This is a genomic window from Pseudomonas sp. CCOS 191 (genome assembly GCF_001007005.1).
GTDB classification, from domain to species: domain Bacteria; phylum Pseudomonadota; class Gammaproteobacteria; order Pseudomonadales; family Pseudomonadaceae; genus Aquipseudomonas; species Aquipseudomonas soli.
The window spans coordinates 2933108-2953165 of the sequence record NZ_LN847264.1; the positions used below are offsets into that span (position 1 = coordinate 2933108).

Genomic DNA, 20058 nt, shown 5'->3' on the forward strand with positions numbered 1-20058 from the left:
AAGGAATTCAACCGTTGTGTGAAGCATGAGTCGTTCGCTGTTCATTTCCCTGGATGGCCCCAAGGGCACCGGCAAGACCACGCTGCTGGAAGCCGTCACCAAAGCGCTGAGGGCGGACAACAGGAAGGTGATCCGCATCTGCGAGAAGAAAAGCGATCCCTACCGGGGCGAAACCATGGTCCTGGTCAACCAGTTCGTCAGGAATCCCTGCCGGGACCTGGAAATGAAGGTTTGTGAGCGCCTGGCGGACAGCCGTGCCTGGATTTCCCGGCACGCGCTGGCCAGGCAGCCGACGGACAGCATCATCCTGATCGATCGCTGGTACCCGTCCGATGCGGCGTTTCGCCGGCTGGTGCCGTTTGCCGAGATCCTGCGGTTGAACATCGAACGCAACGTGCGGGTGCCGGACCTGCATGTGGGCGTTGTCACCGATCCTGAAGTCTCGTGGAAGAGGGCAGCGGCGCGGTCGCGCGGGTTGAGCAGTACCGTGATGCACGCGCTGGAGGAGCATGTCGCTTGCACCGAAGCGTTCGAGCGGGTGGTTGCCGATCAAGGGTGGGTTTTATGTCGTAACGAAGGAACCCTTGAACAGGCAACGCAGGCGTTGGTATCAGAGATCCGCAGCCTGTTTGATTAACCTGCTCGAAAAGTGCCTTCTTTCGTATGCTCGAGCCACTGCTCATAGGTAATGCGGCTGATGTGCTCCGTGCGGTAGTCCTGGAGGAACGGGTTGTACTTGTTCTCTTCAGTATGGTGATGACGGAAACCACACTTCGACTGCGCGACAAAGGACTGGCTGTTGTTGGCAAAGTAACCACACCACAGCGCTTTGAGCTTCAGGGTTTCGAAGGCGTGTCGCATCACTTCCCGCACGGCTTCGGGAATCAGGCCCTGGCCCCAGTACGGTACTCCGATCCAGTAGGCGATTTCGCCTTCCTGCGCACTGATCTCGAAGTTGCTATCGCCACCGATAAGGATACCGACGCACCCTACCGCACGGCGATTTTCCCTCAACTCGACGGCATAGACCTCAGGGTGATTGAAGACCGTGCGTATGATCTCGGCACTGTTTTCCACACTGGTGTGCTGGGGCCAACCGGCGATAGGACCGACTCGCTGGTCCTTGGCGAATTCGTACAGATCCGCAGCGTCGGTGTCCCGCCAAGGGCGCAGCAGCAGTCGGGTTGTTTCCAGGCTCATCTCATGTCCTCTGTTGGCTGATCAGGTGGGGAGCAGAGTAGGGAGGAAGGCCGGTTCGGTACACATCAGTACCTCGGTGATTTCGGTACTTTTCGAAACTAGATGACCGATGGGTGATAGGATTTATCCCGTTTCAGGTCCTGGCATCTAGAGGCAATGCAGCATATTCCGCAACTTTTTACTGCTGACGACCCACCGCACATGGGTGATACCACCCTGGCCGAAGGGCTGGGAGTGCCACTCTCCTTCGGCCACGCCTATCTGACGCTGCTGGTCTGCCTGTCCGGGAGCGCCCGCTTCACGCTCAACTTCAAGGAGCATGCGCTCCGGCGCGGTGATGTGCTGCTGCTGGCCGAAGACACCATTGCCTTGCTCAAACGTCGCTCACGCGGATTCAAGGTATTTTTTTGCCTGATGCCAAAAGGTTTCGCGGCGGAGGTCGCGTACCAACTGCCCAACCCCCTGTTCATCTTCTTGCATGAACATCCACATTGCGTCCCGGCCAGTGATGACAGGTCGTTGATAGAAGGATGGCTGGCGCAGATGCGGGATATCGTGAAGTGCTGCCCAACTTACCGGCACGTCATGCTGCGCAACCAACTGCAGAACCTTTTCCTGAAAATTGCCGAGCAGCTTCCAGCTACATACAAAGGCAGCAGGGCGTTCAGCCGCAAGGAAATGCTCAGTTGGCAATTTTGGGACTTGATCGGCAAGCACTGCACCAGGCACCGGGATGTGAAGTTCTATGCCGACGCGCTGAGCATTACGCCGTTCTACTTGTCACAGCTGACCAAAGCGTTTTTCAACGACACCGCCAAAGGCCTGATAGATCGGCAGGTGACCCAGGAAATCAAGGCACTGCTTTCCTACAGCAATCTGGCGATCGGCCAGATCGCCGACGAGCTGAACTTTGTCGATGCCTCTTAGCTGTGCCGCTACTTCAAGCGACAAACCGGTGTTTCGCTGTCTCGCTATCGCCTCCAGGAACAGAAGGAAGCAGGGCAGGCGTGAATCGAGACCGGGCATTTTCACTGTTGTAAGGAAAGTGTTCACGCGCACAGCCGGTTTTTCCCAGGCGCCGGGCACGCCAGACTGGCTGGCAATCAACTGACCAGGAGCTTGACGTGAACACACAAGACCTTCCACTCGTTTCCCTTGCCATCCTCAAGGCCAAGCCAGGCCAGGTAGCAGCCCTGAAAGAGGCCTTGCTGGCCCTGATCGAGCCGACCCGGGCTGAGCCCGGCAATCGTGACTACATGTTGTTCGAGCGCAGCGATGAGCCAGGGACGTTTTACATGCGCGAAGCGTTCGACCATCAACAGGCCCTGGACACCCACCTGGCCACCGAACACTTTCAACGTTTTGCCGAGCAGGCTGACCGGCTGCTGGCGGAGCCGTTGCAATTGATCTTCCTTGACCCAGTGTCCAGCGTCGTTGCGCCTCATCCCTGACAAGCCTGCGAGTCACCAGGGAATCGGCCTGCCATCCCAGGCCCAGAAGGTACCGGTCTGTGATGGCCCATGCCGGCCGACAAGTTCGAGGATGCAACGGGCGGCAAACGCTGGCGCGAACAGCTTTTCGATTGGCACATTGCCCTGGAAGGGGCGCGAGAGCTGGGTGTCGGTAGTCCCGGGGTGCAAGGCAAGGACTGTCGACGCGGGGTTGAGCCGTTTGAGTTCGATGCTGGCCGTGCGCAACAGCTGGTTGAGCGCGGCCTTGCTGGCGCGATAGCTGTACCAGCCGCCAAGGTGGTTGTCGCCGATCGAGCCGACCCGGGCCGACAGGGCGGCAAAGGTAACCGGCTGCTGGCGCAGCAATGGCAGCAGGTGCTTGAGCAGCAGGACAGGGGCAAAGCAGTTGCTGACGAAGCTGGCCTGCAACCCCGCCATGTCCAGTTGCGCCAGCGACTTCTCGGCGCGTGCCGGAGGCTCGTGGAGCACACCGAGGGTACTGATGACCAGGTTTAGCTGCGCACAACTGGCCTGGACCTGCGCCGCCAGTGCTTGCAATGCCTGTTCATCCCGAGCATCGCAGTCGATGCGCATCAACCTGCGGCCATGCGTCAGGGCCAGGGCATCGAGCGGCGTGCTGCGGATTGCCCGACGCGACACGGCGATCAGCAGGCCTACGTCTTCGCGTGGCAGCAGTTGTTCACACAGGGCTAGGCCGATGCCTTGGCTGGCGCCGCAAACCAGCACGTTTGCGGGGCTGTGGAGGTTGGTGATGAGGCTCATCCGAGGTGCTCCCTGGTATGAATCGCGCTGCCCTTAATTTCTATACAGCATTGGAATTTATCTGTACAAAACCATAATCTTGTACAGAATTTGTTTTCTGTACAGGTTTGTCATGGTTTCCACCGGACGATTGGCCTGCCTCTGCCTGCTGCTGATGTCGCTCACCTCGGTCGGCGCTGACTGGCGAGCCACGCTTCCGGCGGCGCAACGTCTGGGTGAAGGCGAGTTCACCTGGTTCGGCCTGCGCCTGTACAGCGCCCGGTTGTGGGCCGACGGACCGGTACTGGACTGGAGCCGGCCATTCGCCCTGGAGCTGACCTACCACCGGTCGTTGTCCCGTGAAACGCTGGTCAAGGCCAGCGTGGAGGAGATGCGCCGTCTTGGCGCCGGCCGCATCACGGCGCAACAGCTCGACGCCTGGTCCCGTGAGATGCAAGCGGCATTCGTGGATGTGCGTCCCGGTATGCGTATCACGGGGGTGTACCTCCCGCAGACAGGTTGCCGCTTCTACATCGATGGCCGGCTGCGCCATGAAGTGGCCGACGTGGCCTTTGCCCAGGCCTTCTTCGCCATCTGGCTGGACCCGCGGGCCCGGGATCCGCAACTGCGTCAGCGCCTGCTCGGCCTGGCCGGCAACGATCGAGGACACTGAACATGTACAAAGCATTGTTGTTGGCCGGGTGCCTGTTGCTGGGCAGCTGCGGCAACGTCGGCGTCGAGCACTACGCCGGCGAGCAACCCAAGCTGGACCTGGCGGCCTTCTTCTCACGTCCGGTAGAGGCCTGGGGCATGTTCCAGAAGCGTTCCGGGGAGGTAGTGAAGCGCTTCCATGTGCGTATCGACAGCCGCCGCGACGGCGAGCGGCTGATCCTCGACGAGCAGTTTCTCTACAGCGACGGTACCCGACAGCAGCGCACCTGGACGCTGGTGCCCGATGGCCCTGGTCGCTGGCGTGGTACCGCGGGCGACGTGATCGGCGAGGCCCGCGGCGAGGTGGCCGGCAATGCGCTGCGCTGGCGTTACCAACTGGACCTTCCGGTCGACGGGCGACACTGGCAAGTGGACCTGGACGACTGGATGTATCTGATGGACGACGACACCCTGATCAACCGCTCGCGCATGAGCAAGCTGGGCGTGGAGATCGGCCAGATCACCCTGTTCTTCAGGCGCCTGCCGGAGCGTGCGCGGTGATTCCACAGGCGCTCAACGACGCACCGCGAGGCGCACCAGCAAGGGCAGGGCCAGGACCCACACCGGCACCAGCAGCAAACCCGTGACCACGGGCCCCAGGGGTAAGGCAACATCGGCGAGCCTGGCACCGCCCACGTACGCCAGCGGCCCACCTAGCGCGCCGACCGCGGCACCGCGCCAGAACGGCCGACCTGCCCATGCCAGGCTGTGGCGCAAGCCGCTGGCCAGCACCAGCCACAGCAGCGCCAGCCACAAGGGCAGTGGCCATGCCTCGAAACGAAACATACCGGTCGCTCCCAGCAGGCCATCCAGCATGCAACCGGCCAAGGTCACGCGTAACAGTGCGCCGACCTCGGCGCTGCGGGCCGGGCACAGTTTGAGGTGAACGGCCAGCCCCAGCGGCACCAGCAGTAATAGCGACGGGACCTTCGCGCCCAACACACAAGCCCACCAGCCGACCTGCAGCCACAACGCATTGGCGATCAGCCAGCCAGAAGGCATCGTCATTGCCCGGACAACGGCGCCCGCCGCGCCTGGGGCGCGGCCCACAGTAGTTGCGCCACGCCGATGGCCCGTTCCTCGAAGCCGCCCTGGCAGTAGCACAGGTAGAACTCCCACAGGCGCTGGAACGTTTCGTCGTAGCCCAGTGCAGCCAATGTGCTGCGCCCCTGGCGCAGGTTATCGCGCCAATGCCGCAGGGTCAGCGCGTAGTCGGCGCCGAAATCTTCCAGGTGCACGAGGTTGAGCGCGGTGCGGCGGCTGGCGGTGTCCAGCAACACGCTGAGCGAAGGCAGGGCGCCGCCGGGAAAGATGTAGCGCTGGATGAAATCCACCGAGCGCCGCGACTGGGCATAGCGCTGGTCGCGGATGGTGATGGCCTGCAACAGCATCAGCCCGTCGGGTTTGAGCAGTGACGCGCACTGACGGAAGTACACCGGCAGGTAGCGGTGGCCCACCGCTTCGATCATCTCGATGGAGACCAGCTTGTCGAACGTGCCCGTCAGGTCGCGGTAGTCATCGCACAGCACCGTCACCCGCTGCTCCAGGCCAAGGGCCTTCACTCGTTGCAGGGTGTAGGTGTACTGCGCGTGCGACAGGGTCGTGGTGGTCACCCGGCAGCCGTGGCGGGTGGCGGCGTGGATCGCCAGGCTGCCCCAGCCGCAGCCGATTTCCAGCAGGTGGTCCTGTGGGCTCAGCTCGAGCTTCTGGCAGATGCGCTCCAGCTTGCGCCGCTGGGCCTGCTCCAGGGATTGTGCAGGGTGTTCGAACTGCGCGGCCGAATACATCATGGTCGGGTCCAGCAACTGCTCGAACAGGGTATTGCCCAGGTCGTAATGGGCCAGGATGTTGCGACGGGCGCCACGCCGGTTGTTGCGGTTGAGCCGGTGCAGCAGCCGCAGGGCAGGGCGGCCCAGGCGGGCCAGGCCACCCTCGAGGGCGTCGAGCACATCGAGGTTGGCCACGAACAGGCGGGTGACCAATGCCAGGTCCGGGCTGCGCCAGTGACCATGGATGTAGGCTTCCCCCGCGCCGATCGAGCCATTGCCGGCGACCAGACTCCAGGTGGCGTCATCGAGTATCTCCACCTCGGCCTGCATCGTGCTGTCGGGGTCGCCGAACGCCCACTGCCGACCGTGGCAAAGCAGGCGCAGATGGCCATGGCGCAGCTTGCCCAGCTGGGCGAGCACGGCCTTGCGCGCCAAGCCGCCGAGCAGTGGCGCCAGGCCCGCGGACTTGCTAACGCTCAGGGTGGGAGTCGACATGATCGGGGTCCTCGCAAGGGTGGCCGAGCGCCAGGTTGCCCCGGCTGGCGGTGTGGTCGTGGATGGGCGTGCGTTTGATGAACAGGCGCAGGGCTTGCCAGTAGATGACCGAGACGGTGCGCAGGCTGATCCAGGGGAAGGCCAGCACGTAGTCGCGCACGGCCTTGCGATCCAGCGGCCGGCGCTTCAGGGCCAGGTCGGCCTCGAACACTTTCTGGCCGCCTTGCCAGTTCTCCATGTGAATGCGCACCTGTGCCTGGTCCAGGTGAAAGCGCACGCGATAGTCCATGTCCAAGGGCATGAACGGCGACACATGAAAGCGCTTGGCCATGGCGAAGGTCTTCGCCGGGTCACCTTGCACCGGCAGCACATAGTGGAAGCGCTGGCGCCACGGGGTGTTGCGCACCTCCAGCAGGATCGCCGCCAGGTGCCCGTCGCGGTCATGGCAGAAGTAGAAACTCACCGGATTGAACGACAGCCCCCAGCAGCGCAGCTGGGTCAGCAGGTGCACCGGCCCGTGGGGCATTTGCCCCGTGGCCTGGCGCACCAGCAGGCGCGCGGCCTGGGCCAGCGGCTGGCCGTTGCGGGTGAGCGCCGGCAGATAGTCGGTTTCCCGCCAGCACAGCGGGGCCAGGCGCCAACGCCCCAGCCAGCGAGACAGGCTCATCAGCCAGGCTTGTTCGTCCAGATCCAGGTAGAACAGGCCGATCCGGTAACGGAAGGCATGGGGCCGCGGACTCAGGCGCCGATGACTGAGCCAGCCCAGGCACAGGCCACTGTTCACAGCTGCTCTCCAAAATGCCTGGCCACCTGCAACGCGCTGACCACGCCGTCCTCGTGGAAGCCGTTGCCCCAGTAGGCGCCGCAGAAGTAGCTGTGCTGTTGGCCTTGCAGTTGTGTCTGCCGGGCCTGCGCGGCGGATGCCGCCAGGCTGTATTGCGGGTGGGCGTAGCTGAAGCGAGCGAGGATCTGCGCAGGGTCGATCAGCGCGGTCTGGTTCAGGCTGACGCAGAAGGTTGTCGCTGCCTGGAGACCCTGCAGGATGTTCATGTTGTAGGTCACCGCGGCCGGCGCCTGCTCGGGGCCGCCCAGGCGGTAGTTCCAGCTGGCCCAGGCGTTGCGGCGGCGCGGCAGCAGGCGGGTATCGGTGTGCAGCACCACGTCGTTGTCGGCATAGCCGATGGCACCCAGCACCGAGCGTTCGTGCACGCTCGGCGCTTCCAGCAGCGCCAGCGCCTGGTCGCTGTGGCAGGCGAACACCACGTTGTCGAAGCGCTCGGTGCCGGCGTCGCTGACCAGGGTGACACCCCCTTCGTCGCGGCCGACCCGGTGCACCTTGCAGGCAAGGCGGATGCGTTCGGCGAAGGGGCGGCACAGCGGGGCGACATAACTGCGTGAACCGCCCGCGACGACACGCCACTGCGGGCGCTGGTTCACCGACAGCAAGCCGTGGTTGCGACAGAAGCGCACGAAGAACGCTAGCGGGAAGCCGAGCATGTCGGCACGGGACATCGACCAGATCGCCGAGCCCATGGGCACGATGTAATGTTCGATGAAACGCGGGCCGTAACCGCGCTCATGAAGATAAGTACCCAAGGTGGTGGTGGCGTCGATACGCTGTTGTTCGAGGTCGGCGAGGGCCTGCCGGTTGAAACGCAGGATATCGCGTAGCATGCCCCAGAAGCCCGGCGACAACAGGTTGAGACGCTGGGCGAACAATGTGTTCAGGTCGTGCCCGTTGTATTCCAGGCCACTGCGCGGATCATGCACGGAGAAACTCATCTGGGTCGGCTGCGAGGCGACCCCGAGCTCTTCGAGCAAACGGATGAAATGGGGGTAGGTCCAGTCGTTGAAGACGATGAACCCTGTGTCGATGGCATGCCGCTCACCGCGCCACACCACGTCGACGGTGTGGGTGTGGCCACCGACCCAGCCGGCGGCCTCGAATACCGTCACTTCGTGCTTGCGCGACAGCAGGTAGGCGCAGGTAAGGCCCGCAATGCCGCTGCCGATGATGGCTATACGCATGGTTGCTCAGTCCGCTTCCCGGCGTGCCAGACGCCGGCCCAATGCCAGGCGCGCCCGCGCCGGCAGCGCCCCGAGCAGGCGCAATCCCCAGGTGAACAGGCTCGGAAAGTTGATTTCCAGCGGCCGGCGCGGCAGCCGCCTGGCGATATGCCGGGCGGCGCGCTGGGCCGACCACAGCTGCGGCATCGGGAAGTCGTTGCGCCGGGTCAGCGGCGTGTCGACGAAGCCCGGGTTGACCAGCGTGACGTCGATGCCGGCTTGCGCCAGGTCGATGCGCTGCGACTCCACCAGGTAGCGCACGGCGGCCTTGGACGCGCCATAGGCGCCGGCCCGTGGCAGGGCCAGCCAGGTCACCGAGCTGCCCATCACCACCAGGTGAGGACGTGCGCCGGCCCGCAGCAGGGGCAGGGCGGCCGCCAGGCAATGACTCAGGCCCAGCAGGTTGGTGCGCATCACGCGCTCGACCAGCGCCGGGTCGAAGCGGCCGGGTTCCAGGTATTCGCAGGTACCGGCGTTGAAGATCGCCATGTCCAGGGCGCCCCAGGCCTGGCGAATGCGGTCTGCTATCTGCGCGACCTGCTCGGGATCGTCCAGATCGCCATTGGCCAGCAGCACCTGCCCGGGAAAGCGCTCGGCGAACGGCACCAGTTGCTCGCTCCGGCGCCCGCCCAGGGCAACCTGGTGGCCTTGCTCCAGCAAGCACTGCGCGAGCGCCGCGCCGATGCCGCTGCTGGCACCGGTCAACCAGCAGCGGCTCATGCCAACCGCCCCTTAAGCCAGCGAATTGCCCCGCCCATCAGCGGAATGTGCTCGTAGAGCAGGGCGCCGGCGTCGAAGAAATCCTGGTGGAAATGCACCCGCTCCCGCCATTGCAGGTAGCTGCAGCCCTGCAGGGAAACCGGGCGACCGCCGGCCAGCCGCGGGTGACGAAACTGCAGGGTCCAGCGCAGGTAGCCCTGCCCGGGTATCACCTCGTCGGCACCGGCGAAGACATAGCGGATGTCATGGGCGTTGGCGTACAGCTGGGCGAAGTAGACCCGCAGGTCCTTCAGCCCATCGATCCGATGCAGAGGGTCGCGGAAAGTGATGTCTTCGCTGTACAGGTTTTCCAGCGCATCGAGGTGATTACCCTCGAGCTGGGCGAAGCGCTCGGCGAATTGCTGCAGGTACGTTGACATGCTCGGCTCCGGGCAATCCTGTACAACCTGGTATTTATGTACAGGTATATTGGAAGCCTACGATTAAATCTGTACAAGTCAACGTTCTTGTACAGATATTTTGCTCAGCGCCCGGCCGCCTCCAGTTGACGACGCAGGTCGGCGACTTCGGCTTCCAGCTCGCGCACGCGTTGCTCGGCGGCGACCTGCGCCGAAACGTCCTGCTGGATGCCGATGTAGTAGGTCAGCTGGTCCGCCTCGTTGCGCACCGGGGTGATGGACAATTCATTCCAGAACAAGCTGCCGTCCTGGCGATAGTTGCGCAGTACCTGGCGGCAGGGCTGGCCCGCGCGGATCGCCTCGCGGATCGCGGCGATACCCGGCTGCTGCTGATCCTGGCCCTGGAGGAAGCGGCAGTCCTGGTAGAGGATATCGTCCGCGCAGTAGCCGGTGAGGCGCTCGAAGGCGGGGTTGGCGTAGATCAGGATGCTGTCGTGGCCTTCCTGCTCGGCGACGACGATGCCATCGTTGGAGTGCTCGACCATCAGTTGCAGGAGTTTTGCATTGATCATTGCGGCCACCCGTAAAAAGCCTGAACGGTAAGCCGGTACTGTGCGAAGCGCCGGCGCGATTCGCTACATAATGGCCTACCTGCGCTCCCCGCAGAAAGAGCCTATGGGTTTAGAATGTGCCACCTCTGCGACGAACCCTCGTGATGACCGAAGCCACCTCACCCGATTTACTGCCCATGCGCGACGTGGTCAGCCTGACCGGCATCAATCCGGTGACCTTGCGTGCCTGGGAGCGGCGCCACGGGCTGATCCGCCCGCAGCGCACCGAAGGCGGCCATCGCCTGTACACGCCCGGCGACGTTCAGCGCATCCGCGACATCCTGCACTGGACAGCCAACGGCCTGCCGATCAGCAAGGTCGGCGAAATGCTCGCCGCCCAGCGCCAGGCGCCCGTGCAACAGGACTCGGCCTTCCACGACTGGCGCGCCACCGTGAAACGGGCCGCGATGGCATTCGATGCACGGGCGCTGGAAGGTGTCCATGGCCAGCTGTTCACGCTCCTGCCCAAGGCCACCGTGCTGCGTGAGGTGCTGCTGCCGGTGTGGCAGGAAATGGCGGTGGGCAGGGCCTTCGGGGAACGCAGCCAATGGTTGTTCCTCGACACCTTCCTGCGCGCCCGGCTGCTACTGCGCCTGCAGATGAACCAGGCCGACGCGCCAAGGGTGCTGCTGGCCGGTACCGAGGGGCATGCCGAACTGCCGTTGCTGTGTACCGGCCTGCTGCTGAGCGCCGAGCAACAGCGCGTCGACGTGCTCGGCTGCGGGCAGCCGCTGGAGGAACTTCCCCTGGTGTGCGCGGCGACCCAGCCGGCGGCGCTGGTGATCGCGGTGCAGGGGCCGGTGAGCGCCGGCCTGGCCAGGCGACTGCGCGCGTTGCAGATGGAGATTGCCTGCCCGCTGGCCCTGACCGGGGTGGCGGGTTCGCAAGCGGAGTTGCAAGGCATCCCGCTGCGTGTGCTGGACGAGCAGGGGGATGATGTGGCGGGGATGCTCAACGCCTTGCTCAGGGGCGCCCTGGATCTCTGAAAGCAGGGCGGTGGCGCAATGCCTGTCAGTTCAGCAATAGGGGCCGCTCTGCGGCCCATCGCCGGCAAGCCGGCTCCCACAGGGACCGCGCAATCAGTGAGGCCTACGCTGTACTTGTGGGAGCCGGCTTGCCGGCGATGGGCTGCGTAGCAGCCCCAGTGACGCTAACGACAGTCATCAGACGGTGGCCCGGCAAGCGCTTGATCCGGTATCGGCACCTACTCCGGCAACCCTGCCCGACGCAGTCCCTCAGCCAGCAGGGCAAGATCTTCATCCCGATAGATCGGCAGCCAGTCCCTGAGTTGCGAAACCCTCAGGTTCGGGTCCAGCTCACGCAGCCTGGTCATGGCCTGTCTGGCCTCGTCCTCCCGCCCCAGGTGCGCCTGGCTGGCCGCGACCAGCACGGTGGCGGCCAGCAGGCTGGAGAGATTGCCCAGGGCTTTTTCGGCCCAGCCCAGGGCGCAGTCGAAACGCCTGGCAAAAAAGTGGGCCAGGGCCATGCCCACGTGCATCCGGAACATTTCCGGATCCAGGGGGCTCAGGCGTGCCGCGTGCTCCAGGTTGGCGATGGCCACCTCGGCCTCGCCGCGCAGCGCGCGCAGGATCCCGCCAAGGAACCAGGCCGGCGCCAGGTTGGGGTTGAGCAGGCGGGCGCGGTCGAGCAGGGCGATACCTTGATCGAGGTCCCTGGCCAGGTGGCCCAACGCATGGCCGCCGCGAGTCAGGGCAACGGCGTCGTCGCGGCCGAGCTCCACTGCCAGCCTGGCCAGCCGCGCGCCTTCGGCAATCTCACGCGGGCGATCGGCCATCCAGCCGTTGAGCTTGCGCCAGAAATGACACCAGGCCGCCATGCCGTAGGCCGAGGCGAAGTCCGGGTCCAGCTCGATGGCGGTGTAGAATAGCGCCAATGCCTGCTCCACAGCCTCGCGCGTGCCGATGTGCAGCCTCGCGGTGCCGCGCAGGTAGTAGTCATAGGCGCACAGGCTGTCGGTGGGCTTGCGTTTGGCTCGCTCAATCTCGGCGCGCTCGAGCTGTGGCGCGATCGCCCCGACCACGCTTTCGGCAACCTGGTCCTGGAGTTCGAAGATATCGTCGAGCAGGCCTTCGAAGCGTTCCGCCCAGATATGCGTACCGCTGGTGGCATCGATCAACTGGCCGGTGATACGGACCCTGTTCGCCACTTTGCGCACGCTGCCTTCGAGCACATAGCGCACTCCCAGGGTGCGCCCCACCTCGATGATGTCGACTGGGCGGTGCTTGAAGGTAAAACTGGAGTTGCGGGCGATGACGAACAGCCAGCGGATGCGCGACAGGGCAACGATGATGTCTTCGACGATGCCATCGGCAAAGTAGTCCTGCCCGGGATCGCCACTCAGGTTGTGGAAGGGCAGGACGGTGATGGACGGTTTGTCCGGCAGGCTGAGGTTTTGCTCGGCTGTCTGCTCGGCGGGCTCAGTGGCGGGCTGTTCGAGGCCAGGAACTTCCCGGGCTTCACCGACGAAGCGATAGCCTTTGCGGGCGACCGTGCGCAGCAGGCGCTGGGCCTCGCCAGAGTCGCCGATGGCCTTGCGCACGGCATTGATATGGCTGGTGACCGTCGATTCGGAGACCACCCGCCCGCTCCAGACCGTCTGCAGCAACTCGTCCTTGCTGATCACCCGGTCACGCTGGCTCACCAGCAACAACAACAGATCGAAGACCTGCGGGCCGATGGTCACCACCTGGCCACGCAGGGCCAGCTCCCGGCGTTGTTGATCGAGCACGTAGTCTTCAAACACGAATTGCAACGTCTTGTCCCCTGGCCGAGCGCCTTAGGCATCGTGTCCGAGGCGATTGCTTCATAAGTGTCGCCGTTGATGATACGGCAGCGCGAAACGCCCTGCACTGTCCGCACGGGCTTGGACGCAAAACCAAGCTTTCTTGAAGGTAAATACAGCCTCCCTGCAAAGACTCCCAAGGGCCCGGAGCGCATCTTGATCCTGCATCGACGGCAATGGTTGCGGTCGAGAACAGGAGAGACCCCATGAAGATCGTTGTCATCGGAGGCACCGGCCTTATCGGCTCGAAACTCGTCAAAAGCCTGAGTGAGCGCGGCCATGAAGCCGTGGCGGCGGCGCCAAGCACAGGTGTCGACAGCATTACCCGCGAAGGGCTGGCAGCGGCCATGGACGGTGCGGACGTGGTCGTCGATGTCGCCAACGCGCCGTCCTGGGAAGACCAGGCCGTGCTGGAGTTCTTCCAGACATCGACCCGCAACCTGCTGGCCGCCGAGGCGGCGGCCGGGGTTCGCCACCATGTCGCGTTGTCGATCGTCGGTTGCGAGCGCCTGCCGGAAAACGGCTACTTCCGCGCCAAGGTCGCCCAGGAGGCGATTATCAAGGCCTCAAGCATCCCCTACACCCTGGTACGGGCTACGCAGTTCTTCGAATTCGTCAGCGGCATCGCCCAGGCGGCCACCGTGGCTGACGAGGTGCGCCTGTCGCCGGCGCTGATCCAGCCGATGGCCTCGGCCGACGTGGCGGCGGCGCTGCTCGAGGTGGTACTGGCGGCGCCGGCCAACGACACCGTCGAAGTGGCCGGCCCAGAGGCCATGCCCCTTGACGAGCTGGTCCGACGCTTCCTGCGCCTGACCGGCGATGCGCGCACAGTCGTCGCTGACGTGCATGCCCGCTATTTCGGCGCCGAGCTCGATGACCAGTCGCTGACACCGGGTAGCGCGGCGCGCCTGGGCAAGACCCGCTTCGAGGACTGGCTAGCGCGTTCCTGACAAACAGCTGTTTCCACCTCAAACAACCTTCACCAGGAGTTCATCATGTCCCGTCGAATCCTCGGTGCCGTGGTAGTCGCGGCACTGTCACTTACTGCTGCAGCCATCAACCCGGCGTTGGCCGACGAGCGCCCGGCCAGCAAGGTCACTGTCGTGTTCGACAAGCCATTGCCGAATGTCCCCGGCAAGAGCATGCGCGGCGTGATCGTCGACTACGCCCCGGGGGCGTCGTCACCCTCCCACCGGCATCCGAAGTCCGCCTTCATCTACGCAACCGTGCTCGAAGGAGAGATACGCAGCAGCGTCAACGGCGAGCCGGAAAAAACCTACAAGGTAGGCGAGAACTGGTACGAGGCACCCGGCGCGTTCCACGCCGTCAGTGCCAATGCCAGTGACACCAGGCCTGCTCGGTTGATGGCGGTGTTCGTGCTGGACACCACCGAGACCGTGCTGGTGACCCCCAGCGCGAAGTAAGCGACGTCACCACTCAAGGCACCCCGGTGGCTGGCAAGTCGCCGGGGGCCGCGCACAGGAACCCGGATGATGAACACCCACGAGGAGCCAGTCGCCACGGGCGACAGCACCAGGCCCGCCAACAGAAGGCGCATTGGCATCGTCCTGTGCATCGTCGCCCTGGCGGTGCTGGCCGCAGGGTGGGCCATTGCCCGCTCGAGCAGTGCGACGTACACCGACAATGCCTATGTGCGCGGCGATGTCACCTCGCTGGCTGCCAAGGTGGCGGGTTATGTCGTGGCGGTCGAGGTCGAGGACAATCAACGCGTGCAGGCGGGGGAGGTACTGTTTCGAATTGACGACCGCGACTATCGGGCACAGCTCGCGCAGGCCGAGGCCAACCTCAAGGCGGCCGAGGCGAGCCTGGCCAATGTCGAGGCCCAGACCCAGCTGCAACGCGCGCAGATCCGCGAGGCGGAGGCCAGCGTGCAGTCGGCGCTCGCCCAGCGCGGCCTGGCCAACAAGACCCATGAACGCAGCCGTAAGCTGATCGTGTTCAGTGCCGTCAGCCAGTCGGTGGTCGACCAGACCGATGCCGCCCGCAGCAGCGCCCAGGCAACGGTAGCGGCCGCGTCGGCCACGCTCGAGGCCCAGCAGCAACGCATTGCCGTGCTGATGGCCCAGCGTGAGTCGGCCCTGGCGACGATCGCCCAGGCCCAGGCCGCGCGCGACCTGGCCAGACTTGAACTGGAACACACGGTGGTGCGCGCGCCGGTATCGGGTGTCGTCGGCAACCGCCAGGTGCGCGTCGGGCGCTTCGTTACCCCGGGCGGGGCACTGCTGGACCTTGTCCCCGTGGAGAGTGTGTGGGTGGTGGCGAACTTCAAGGAAACCCAGGTTGCGCAGATTCAACCGGGGCAGCGGGCGCAGGTGACGATCGACGGTTATCCGGACGGCGCGCTCGAAGGCGTGGTCGACAGCTTCGCGCCAGGCAGCGGTGCAGCGTTCAGCCTGCTGCCGGCGGACAACGCAACGGGCAATTTCGTGCGGGTGGTGCAGCGCGTGCCGGTGAAAATTCGCCTGGTGCACAACCCGTTGCCGGGGCGCATCGTGCCCGGGCTGTCGGCGCGGGTCGAGGTTGCAGCCGGAGGCGGCTCGTGAACGCTCCCGGCCCCGGCGCCGAGGGTGCTGCATTGATCGAAGGCCGGTCGCTGCAGGGGCTGCTGCTGATCATCGGGATCGTCCTGGCCGCGCTGACCGAGGCCTTCGCCAGCAGCGTCCTGGCACTTGGCCGCAACGACATGCAGGGCGATACCCATGCCACGCCGGACGAATTCGCCTGGCTGGATGTCGGCTACACCGCCTGCAAGCTCATCGGCTTCATGAGTACGGCCTGGTTTCTGGCGCGTATCCAGCCACGCAACGTGATCATCGTGGCGACCTTGGTCATGGGGCTGGCCTGCGGTATGTCTGCCTTCACCGCCAGTCTTGACCTGCTGACCGTGCTTCGCGTGCTCCAGGGGCTCGCCGGCGGCGTGCTGCTGGTGGGCGGGCAGGCCTTGATCTTTATCGTCTGCCCACGAGGCCAGCAGCCTGTGCTCCAGGCGCTTTTCGCCATGGGCGCGGTGGTTGCGCCCGCCACCCTGACGCCAGCCTTGCAAGGTTGGCTGATCGACAGCCAGTCATGGACCTGGATTTTCTTCAGTGTCCTGCCCTTGGCCCTGGCCGCGACAGGCGTGCTCCTGGTAGCGGGCGTGCCGAACGTCGCGCTGCCGGCCGCCCCAAGGTCCGACGCCGTGGGCATGCTGTTGGCGTTCTCCAGCCTCGCCTGCCTTACCTACGTGCTGAGCCAGGGCAGCCGCTGGGACTGGTTCGCAGAACCGCACATCCTCGGGGCCACGGCAGTCGGCGTCGCGGCATTGCTGCTGTTCCTCGGTCATCAGTTGTTGAGCAACCGCCAGGGCCTGCTCGACTTCAGCCTGTTCCGCTGCCGCGACTTCACCTTTGCGTTCATCGTCAGTTTCGTCGCGGGGGCTGCGTTGTTCGGCAGTGCCTACCTGATCCCGGCATTTGCCCTGTCGGTGCTGGCCTTCACGCCCACCGACGCCGGCTTGCTGCTGTTGCCCAGTGGCGCGTGTTTCATCGGCGCGCTGCTGTTGGCGGCCTATCTCATCCAGGCCCGTGGCGTGGCGCCATTCGCCACGGTGCCCTTCGGCATCCTGATGATCATGGGGGCGATGTGGATGCTCTCGGGTTCGACCAGTGAAAGTGGCGCGCCGGACATGATGGCCGGCGTGCTGTTGCGCGGGCTGGGCCTGGGTTTTCTGTTCCTTTCCATCACCCTGATCGCCTTCGGCAAGCTGACGCCTGAAAACCTCGCCTGCGGAATCGGCCTGTTCAACGTCGGGCGCCAACTGGGCGGGCTGATGGGCGTCGCCGGCTTGCAGACGCTCATCGACCAGCAACTGGCGCACAATGCGGCGGTGCTGGGCGCCCATGTCACGGCCGGCGCCACCACGGTCATCGAACGGCTTGGCAGCACGGTTGCCATGCTGCAGGGCAGGGGGCTGGACACCCTCGCGGCCGGCCGGGCTTCGCTGGCGCTGCTGGGACGCGCCGTGTCGGGGCAGTCGGCGGTAATCGCCTTCGATGTGGCGTTCACTGCAGTGGTACTGCTGTTCGCTGTCGCGGCGCCTTTGCTGGTGTGCATCAAGGTTCTGCTTGCGCGTCATGCCACTGGACCTGAAGCGAAGTATCCGGTTCAGGTCCAGCGCGACCACCACGACCTACGAAGCGAAGTCAGTGGAAAGTGACAGTTCCCGCCATTGCGCCAACTCCCGTTCGACTGCGCTGTTCTTGGCCTCGATACGTGCCACGGCGTCACTGCCAAGGGCCAGGCGCAGCGGTGGTTGGCTGGCATTGGTCAGGGCCATCAGGGCCTCGGCCAGCTTCTCGGGGTTGCCGGGCTGGGCATGGTTGGCGGCTTGTGCATGGCTGCGCATGGCGCCGACGGTGGTAGCGTAGTCAGGCAGTTCCAGCGCCGTTTTCACCAGGGACTGTTCATCCAGGAAGTCGGTACGGAAGAAGCCGGGCTCGACAACCGTCACCTTTATGCCCAAGGGCGCCAGCTCCTGCTGCATCGCTTCACTGATCCCTTCGACGGCGAATTTGGTCGAACCGTACACGCCCCAGCCCATGTAGGCGTGGTAGCCACCGAGCGACGAGATGTTGATGACGTGGCCACTGCGTTGGCGGCGCATATGGGGCAGCACGGCGCGGGTCACGTTGAGCAGGCCGAAGACGTTGGTGGCGAACAACCGCTCGGTTTCGCTGGCGCTGGTTTCCTCGACCGCGCCCAATACGCCGAACCCCGCATTGTTGACCAGCACATCGATCTTGCCGAAACGCTGGATGCCGGCAGCGACGGCTGCGTGGGCTTGCTCCTCGCGGGTCACGTCCAGGCGCACTGCCAACAGGTTGGCGTGCTTGCCCAGACGCGCCTCGATGTCGTCGGGGTTGCGTGCCGTTGCAATGACCGCGTCGCCAGCCGCCAGGGCTTGTTGGACGATCAAGCTGCCGAAACCACGGGAAGCGCCAGTAATGAGCCAGGTACGCATATCAACTCCTCCTGTATCCGACCCTGCACCATGCGGGCCTTCTCGATGAGTTGAACGAACTTTAAAACGCAGCTATTGATGTGATAATCCCACTAATTTTTTATGGGCCTTTGAGTTTTATTCATCAATGAAGCCGACCAGTACCGCTGACCTGTCGTTGTTTCTGTGCATTGCCCGGCATCTCAACCTGAGCCGCGCCGCGCTGGAGCTAGGGCTCACGCCCTCGGCGCTGAGCCACGCCTTGCGGCAGTTGGAGACACGTCTGGGTGTGCGCCTGTTCAACCGCACGACCCGTAGCGTGGCCTTGACCGAGGCAGGGGAGCGCCTCCAGGCCCGGCTGCAACCTGCGTTTCGCGACATTGCCGATGCGTTGGAAGACCTCAACGCCTTTCGCGACAAGCCATCGGGCAACCTGCGGATAACGGCGGGTCGCGCGGCTGCCGAACTTGCACTCCTGCCCCTGGCCAACCGTTTCCTGATCGCCTACCCGGATGTGAGGCTGGAAATCGTCAGTGACGACGCCTTCGTGGACATGGTCGGAGCAGGTTTCGATGCGGGAGTGCGGCTGGGTGAGCGACTGCAGGCCGACATGGTGTCGTTGCCCATTGGCCCTTACCTGCGCTCGGTGGTAGTCGGCTCACCCGCGTTCTTCGAGCGTCATCCCATTCCGCACCACCCGCAGGACCTGAAAACCCTGCCCTGCATCGGGCATCGCTTTCCCAGTGGCGCGCTCTACCGGTGGGAGTTCGAACGTGGCGGCATGCAACTGGAGGTCGATGTCCAGGGGCCGTTGATCCTGGGCGACCTGAGCCTGATGCTGGCGCCCGCCCTGCAAGGCCTTGGCTTGGCCTATGTCTTCGAGGACATGGTCAAGGAACAGCTGGAACGCGGCCAACTGCTGCAAGTGCTGGACGACTGGTGTCACTACTACCCAGGGCTGCACTTGTACTACCCGAGCCGGCGCCAGGTGCCCGCGGCGTTGAAAGCGTTCATCGAGTTCGCACGGGAGCAGCGCTGATAGCTGTTTTTGCACAACGGGCTTTCACCGCGTAATTGGCGGCGGCAGGTAGCGGGCAGGGCGTGCGATGGCTCGCAGTCAGTGGATGGCCACCGGGTTGATATTGACCTGGGTCGACCCCTTGTACAGCGGCTGGCCCAGTACGAACAGGAACTCGAAGGCCTTGTCGCGCACCAGCGCCCGGGTATCGATCAGCTCCAGGTTGTAGATGCCGCGTTTGGCCAGCATGTACTGGTTGACCGGAAACTCTTCACCGGTGGGGTTCGGGTAGACCTCCGAGGCCCAGGTGTCACCGCCGAAGGCGACGATGCCCTGGTCGGCCAGCCACTCGGCCGCCGGCAGGTCAATGCCCGGCTCGGTGGCGAGGAACTGCTGGTTGTCCTTGCCGATCAGCTCCAGCCAGCCGGTGTTGAACAGCACCACGTCGCCCTTGCGCAGGGTGATGCCTTGTCGCTTCAGTACCGTCTTGATGTCGTTGACGGTGAACGACGTACCGCCCGGCACAATGGCCTTGCCGTAGTACGCGGTCATGTCCAGCACCACGCCACGGGTGACCATCGGCGGCACTTTTTCCACACCAAGCTTGGTCACGCCTTCGACGGTGACGAAGTCGGCGGCCTTGTTGCCGTTGTAGTAGACGTTGTCGATGCCGATATGGCCGATGCCATTGAGCTGGGTACCGACACCGGTCCAGCCGTTGACCAGTTCATCGTTGAAGCTGAACTTGTTCTTGCCCAGGGTCTGGCCGGCCTGTTCGCCGGGCTGGATGTTGTAGAGGTGGAAGCTACGGTGGCGGAAGGCGGGCAAGTCCTTGCTGACGGGCACGGCGAGGGGGTAGGTCTTGCCGGTTTTCACCAGGCTGATGGCTTGCTTGACCACCTCGGGACTGAGGAGGTTGGCGGCGCCGATTTCGTCGTTAGGGCCGTAGGGGGAGGATTGCCATTCGGCGGCCTGGGTGGTTTGGGTGATGGTGGCCAGGGCCAGAGTGAATAGCAGAGGTTTGAAAGGGGTCAATTTGCAGGCTCCTGAACGT

Annotated in this window: 22 protein-coding genes and 1 pseudogene; 11 read left to right on the forward strand and 12 right to left on the reverse strand. The window is 64.4% G+C overall.

All coding sequences use genetic code 11. From position 1 onward, the window contains the following. The first annotated feature begins 25 nt into the window (after window positions 1–25). The gene (locus tag CCOS191_RS12970; protein ID WP_046855559.1) at window positions 26–637 is read left to right on the forward strand and encodes a dTMP kinase; all 612 of its coding nucleotides are present in this window, start codon (window positions 26–28) and stop codon (window positions 635–637) included. On the opposite strand, the gene CCOS191_RS12975 is transcribed toward CCOS191_RS12970, so the two are convergent. Continuing rightward, the gene (locus CCOS191_RS12975; RefSeq protein ID WP_046855560.1) at window positions 634–1200 is read right to left on the reverse strand and encodes a GNAT family N-acetyltransferase; all 567 of its coding nucleotides are present in this window, start codon (window positions 1198–1200) and stop codon (window positions 634–636) included. The genes CCOS191_RS12970 and CCOS191_RS12975 overlap by 4 nt on opposite strands. Before the next feature lie 156 nt (window positions 1201–1356). Here CCOS191_RS12975 and CCOS191_RS12980 point away from each other — a divergent pair. Beyond that, a pseudogene (locus tag CCOS191_RS12980) lies at window positions 1357–2211 on the forward strand (helix-turn-helix transcriptional regulator). 113 nt (window positions 2212–2324) lie between these two features. After that, window positions 2325–2651, forward strand: coding sequence for a putative quinol monooxygenase (locus CCOS191_RS12985; protein ID WP_046855561.1), 327 nt, complete (start codon window positions 2325–2327; stop codon window positions 2649–2651). 12 nt (window positions 2652–2663) lie between these two features. On the opposite strand, the gene CCOS191_RS12990 is transcribed toward CCOS191_RS12985, so the two are convergent. Continuing rightward, a complete protein-coding gene (locus tag CCOS191_RS12990; protein WP_046855562.1) occupies window positions 2664–3434 on the reverse strand; it encodes an SDR family NAD(P)-dependent oxidoreductase in 771 nt (256 codons plus the stop codon). Window positions 3435–3546: 112 nt separating this feature from the next. Between CCOS191_RS12990 and CCOS191_RS12995 the strand changes: the two genes are divergently transcribed. After that, on the forward strand, window positions 3547–4086 hold the full coding sequence (locus CCOS191_RS12995) for a chalcone isomerase family protein (protein WP_046855563.1): 540 nt from the start codon (window positions 3547–3549) through the stop codon (window positions 4084–4086). A gap of 2 nt (window positions 4087–4088) precedes the next feature. Then, a complete protein-coding gene (locus CCOS191_RS13000; RefSeq protein ID WP_046855564.1) occupies window positions 4089–4625 on the forward strand; it encodes a DUF3833 domain-containing protein in 537 nt (178 codons plus the stop codon). Window positions 4626–4637: 12 nt separating this feature from the next. Here the strand turns inward: CCOS191_RS13000 and CCOS191_RS13005 are convergent, their stop codons facing one another. The 7 genes from CCOS191_RS13005 to CCOS191_RS13035 all read right to left on the reverse strand — a co-directional run bounded on the left by CCOS191_RS13005 (window position 4638) and on the right by CCOS191_RS13035 (window position 10145). Next, window positions 4638–5126 carry a DUF2878 domain-containing protein gene (locus CCOS191_RS13005; RefSeq protein ID WP_046855565.1) on the reverse strand — a complete coding sequence of 163 codons (489 nt, stop codon included), beginning with the start codon at window positions 5124–5126 and terminating at the stop codon, window positions 4638–4640. A gap of 2 nt (window positions 5127–5128) precedes the next feature. After that, window positions 5129–6388, reverse strand: coding sequence for an SAM-dependent methyltransferase (locus CCOS191_RS13010; protein ID WP_046855566.1), 1260 nt, complete (start codon window positions 6386–6388; stop codon window positions 5129–5131). Beyond that, window positions 6363–7172, reverse strand: coding sequence for a DUF1365 domain-containing protein (locus tag CCOS191_RS13015; RefSeq protein WP_046855567.1), 810 nt, complete (start codon window positions 7170–7172; stop codon window positions 6363–6365). The genes CCOS191_RS13010 and CCOS191_RS13015 overlap by 26 nt, the downstream gene beginning before the upstream one ends. Further along, window positions 7169–8416, reverse strand: a complete 1248-nt coding sequence (locus CCOS191_RS13020) for an NAD(P)/FAD-dependent oxidoreductase (RefSeq protein WP_046855568.1) — start codon at window positions 8414–8416, stop codon at window positions 7169–7171. The genes CCOS191_RS13015 and CCOS191_RS13020 overlap by 4 nt, the downstream gene beginning before the upstream one ends. 6 nt (window positions 8417–8422) lie before the next feature. Beyond that, window positions 8423–9175, reverse strand: a complete 753-nt coding sequence (locus tag CCOS191_RS13025; RefSeq protein ID WP_046855569.1) for an SDR family NAD(P)-dependent oxidoreductase — start codon at window positions 9173–9175, stop codon at window positions 8423–8425. Next, entirely contained in the window at window positions 9172–9594 is a 423-nt protein-coding gene (locus CCOS191_RS13030; RefSeq protein WP_046855570.1) for a nuclear transport factor 2 family protein, read from the reverse strand. Before CCOS191_RS13030 ends, CCOS191_RS13025 begins: the two co-directional genes overlap by 4 nt. 104 nt (window positions 9595–9698) lie before the next feature. Continuing rightward, entirely contained in the window at window positions 9699–10145 is a 447-nt protein-coding gene (locus CCOS191_RS13035) for a PAS domain-containing protein (protein WP_046855571.1), read from the reverse strand. 143 nt (window positions 10146–10288) lie between these two features. On the opposite strand from CCOS191_RS13035, the gene CCOS191_RS13040 reads away from it, so the two are divergent. Next, window positions 10289–11170 (forward strand): MerR family transcriptional regulator, encoded by an 882-nt coding sequence (locus CCOS191_RS13040; protein WP_046855572.1) that lies wholly within the window; start codon window positions 10289–10291, stop codon window positions 11168–11170. A gap of 218 nt (window positions 11171–11388) precedes the next feature. Here CCOS191_RS13040 and CCOS191_RS13045 read toward each other — a convergent pair whose 3' ends face one another. Next, complete coding sequence (locus CCOS191_RS13045) at window positions 11389–12957, reverse strand: winged helix-turn-helix domain-containing tetratricopeptide repeat protein (RefSeq protein WP_046855573.1); 1569 nt, start codon at window positions 12955–12957, stop codon at window positions 11389–11391. Window positions 12958–13193: 236 nt separating this feature from the next. Here CCOS191_RS13045 and CCOS191_RS13050 point away from each other — a divergent pair, with 236 nt between their 5' ends. From CCOS191_RS13050 to CCOS191_RS13065, 4 genes are all read left to right on the forward strand, one after another. Beyond that, entirely contained in the window at window positions 13194–13937 is a 744-nt protein-coding gene (locus CCOS191_RS13050; protein ID WP_046855574.1) for an SDR family oxidoreductase, read from the forward strand. A 45-nt stretch (window positions 13938–13982) separates the two neighbouring features. Further along, entirely contained in the window at window positions 13983–14411 is a 429-nt protein-coding gene (locus CCOS191_RS13055) for a cupin domain-containing protein (protein WP_046855575.1), read from the forward strand. A 69-nt stretch (window positions 14412–14480) separates the two neighbouring features. Then, window positions 14481–15551: an HlyD family secretion protein gene (locus tag CCOS191_RS13060; RefSeq protein ID WP_046857779.1), complete on the forward strand. Its 1071-nt coding sequence runs from the start codon at window positions 14481–14483 to the stop codon at window positions 15549–15551. Further along, entirely contained in the window at window positions 15548–17203 is a 1656-nt protein-coding gene (locus CCOS191_RS13065) for an MFS transporter (protein WP_231867493.1), read from the forward strand. The genes CCOS191_RS13060 and CCOS191_RS13065 overlap by 4 nt, the downstream gene beginning before the upstream one ends. On the opposite strand, the gene CCOS191_RS13070 is transcribed toward CCOS191_RS13065, so the two are convergent. Next, window positions 17177–18007 carry an oxidoreductase gene (locus CCOS191_RS13070; protein ID WP_046855576.1) on the reverse strand — a complete coding sequence of 277 codons (831 nt, stop codon included), beginning with the start codon at window positions 18005–18007 and terminating at the stop codon, window positions 17177–17179. The genes CCOS191_RS13065 and CCOS191_RS13070 overlap by 27 nt on opposite strands. Window positions 18008–18134: 127 nt before the next feature. On the opposite strand from CCOS191_RS13070, the gene CCOS191_RS13075 reads away from it, so the two are divergent. After that, window positions 18135–19025, forward strand: a complete 891-nt coding sequence (locus CCOS191_RS13075) for a LysR family transcriptional regulator (protein ID WP_046855577.1) — start codon at window positions 18135–18137, stop codon at window positions 19023–19025. Between the two features lie 78 nt (window positions 19026–19103). On the opposite strand, the gene CCOS191_RS13080 is transcribed toward CCOS191_RS13075, so the two are convergent. Beyond that, a complete protein-coding gene (locus CCOS191_RS13080) occupies window positions 19104–20039 on the reverse strand; it encodes a cyclase family protein (RefSeq protein ID WP_156177567.1) in 936 nt (311 codons plus the stop codon). Between the last annotated feature and the right edge of the window lie 19 nt (window positions 20040–20058).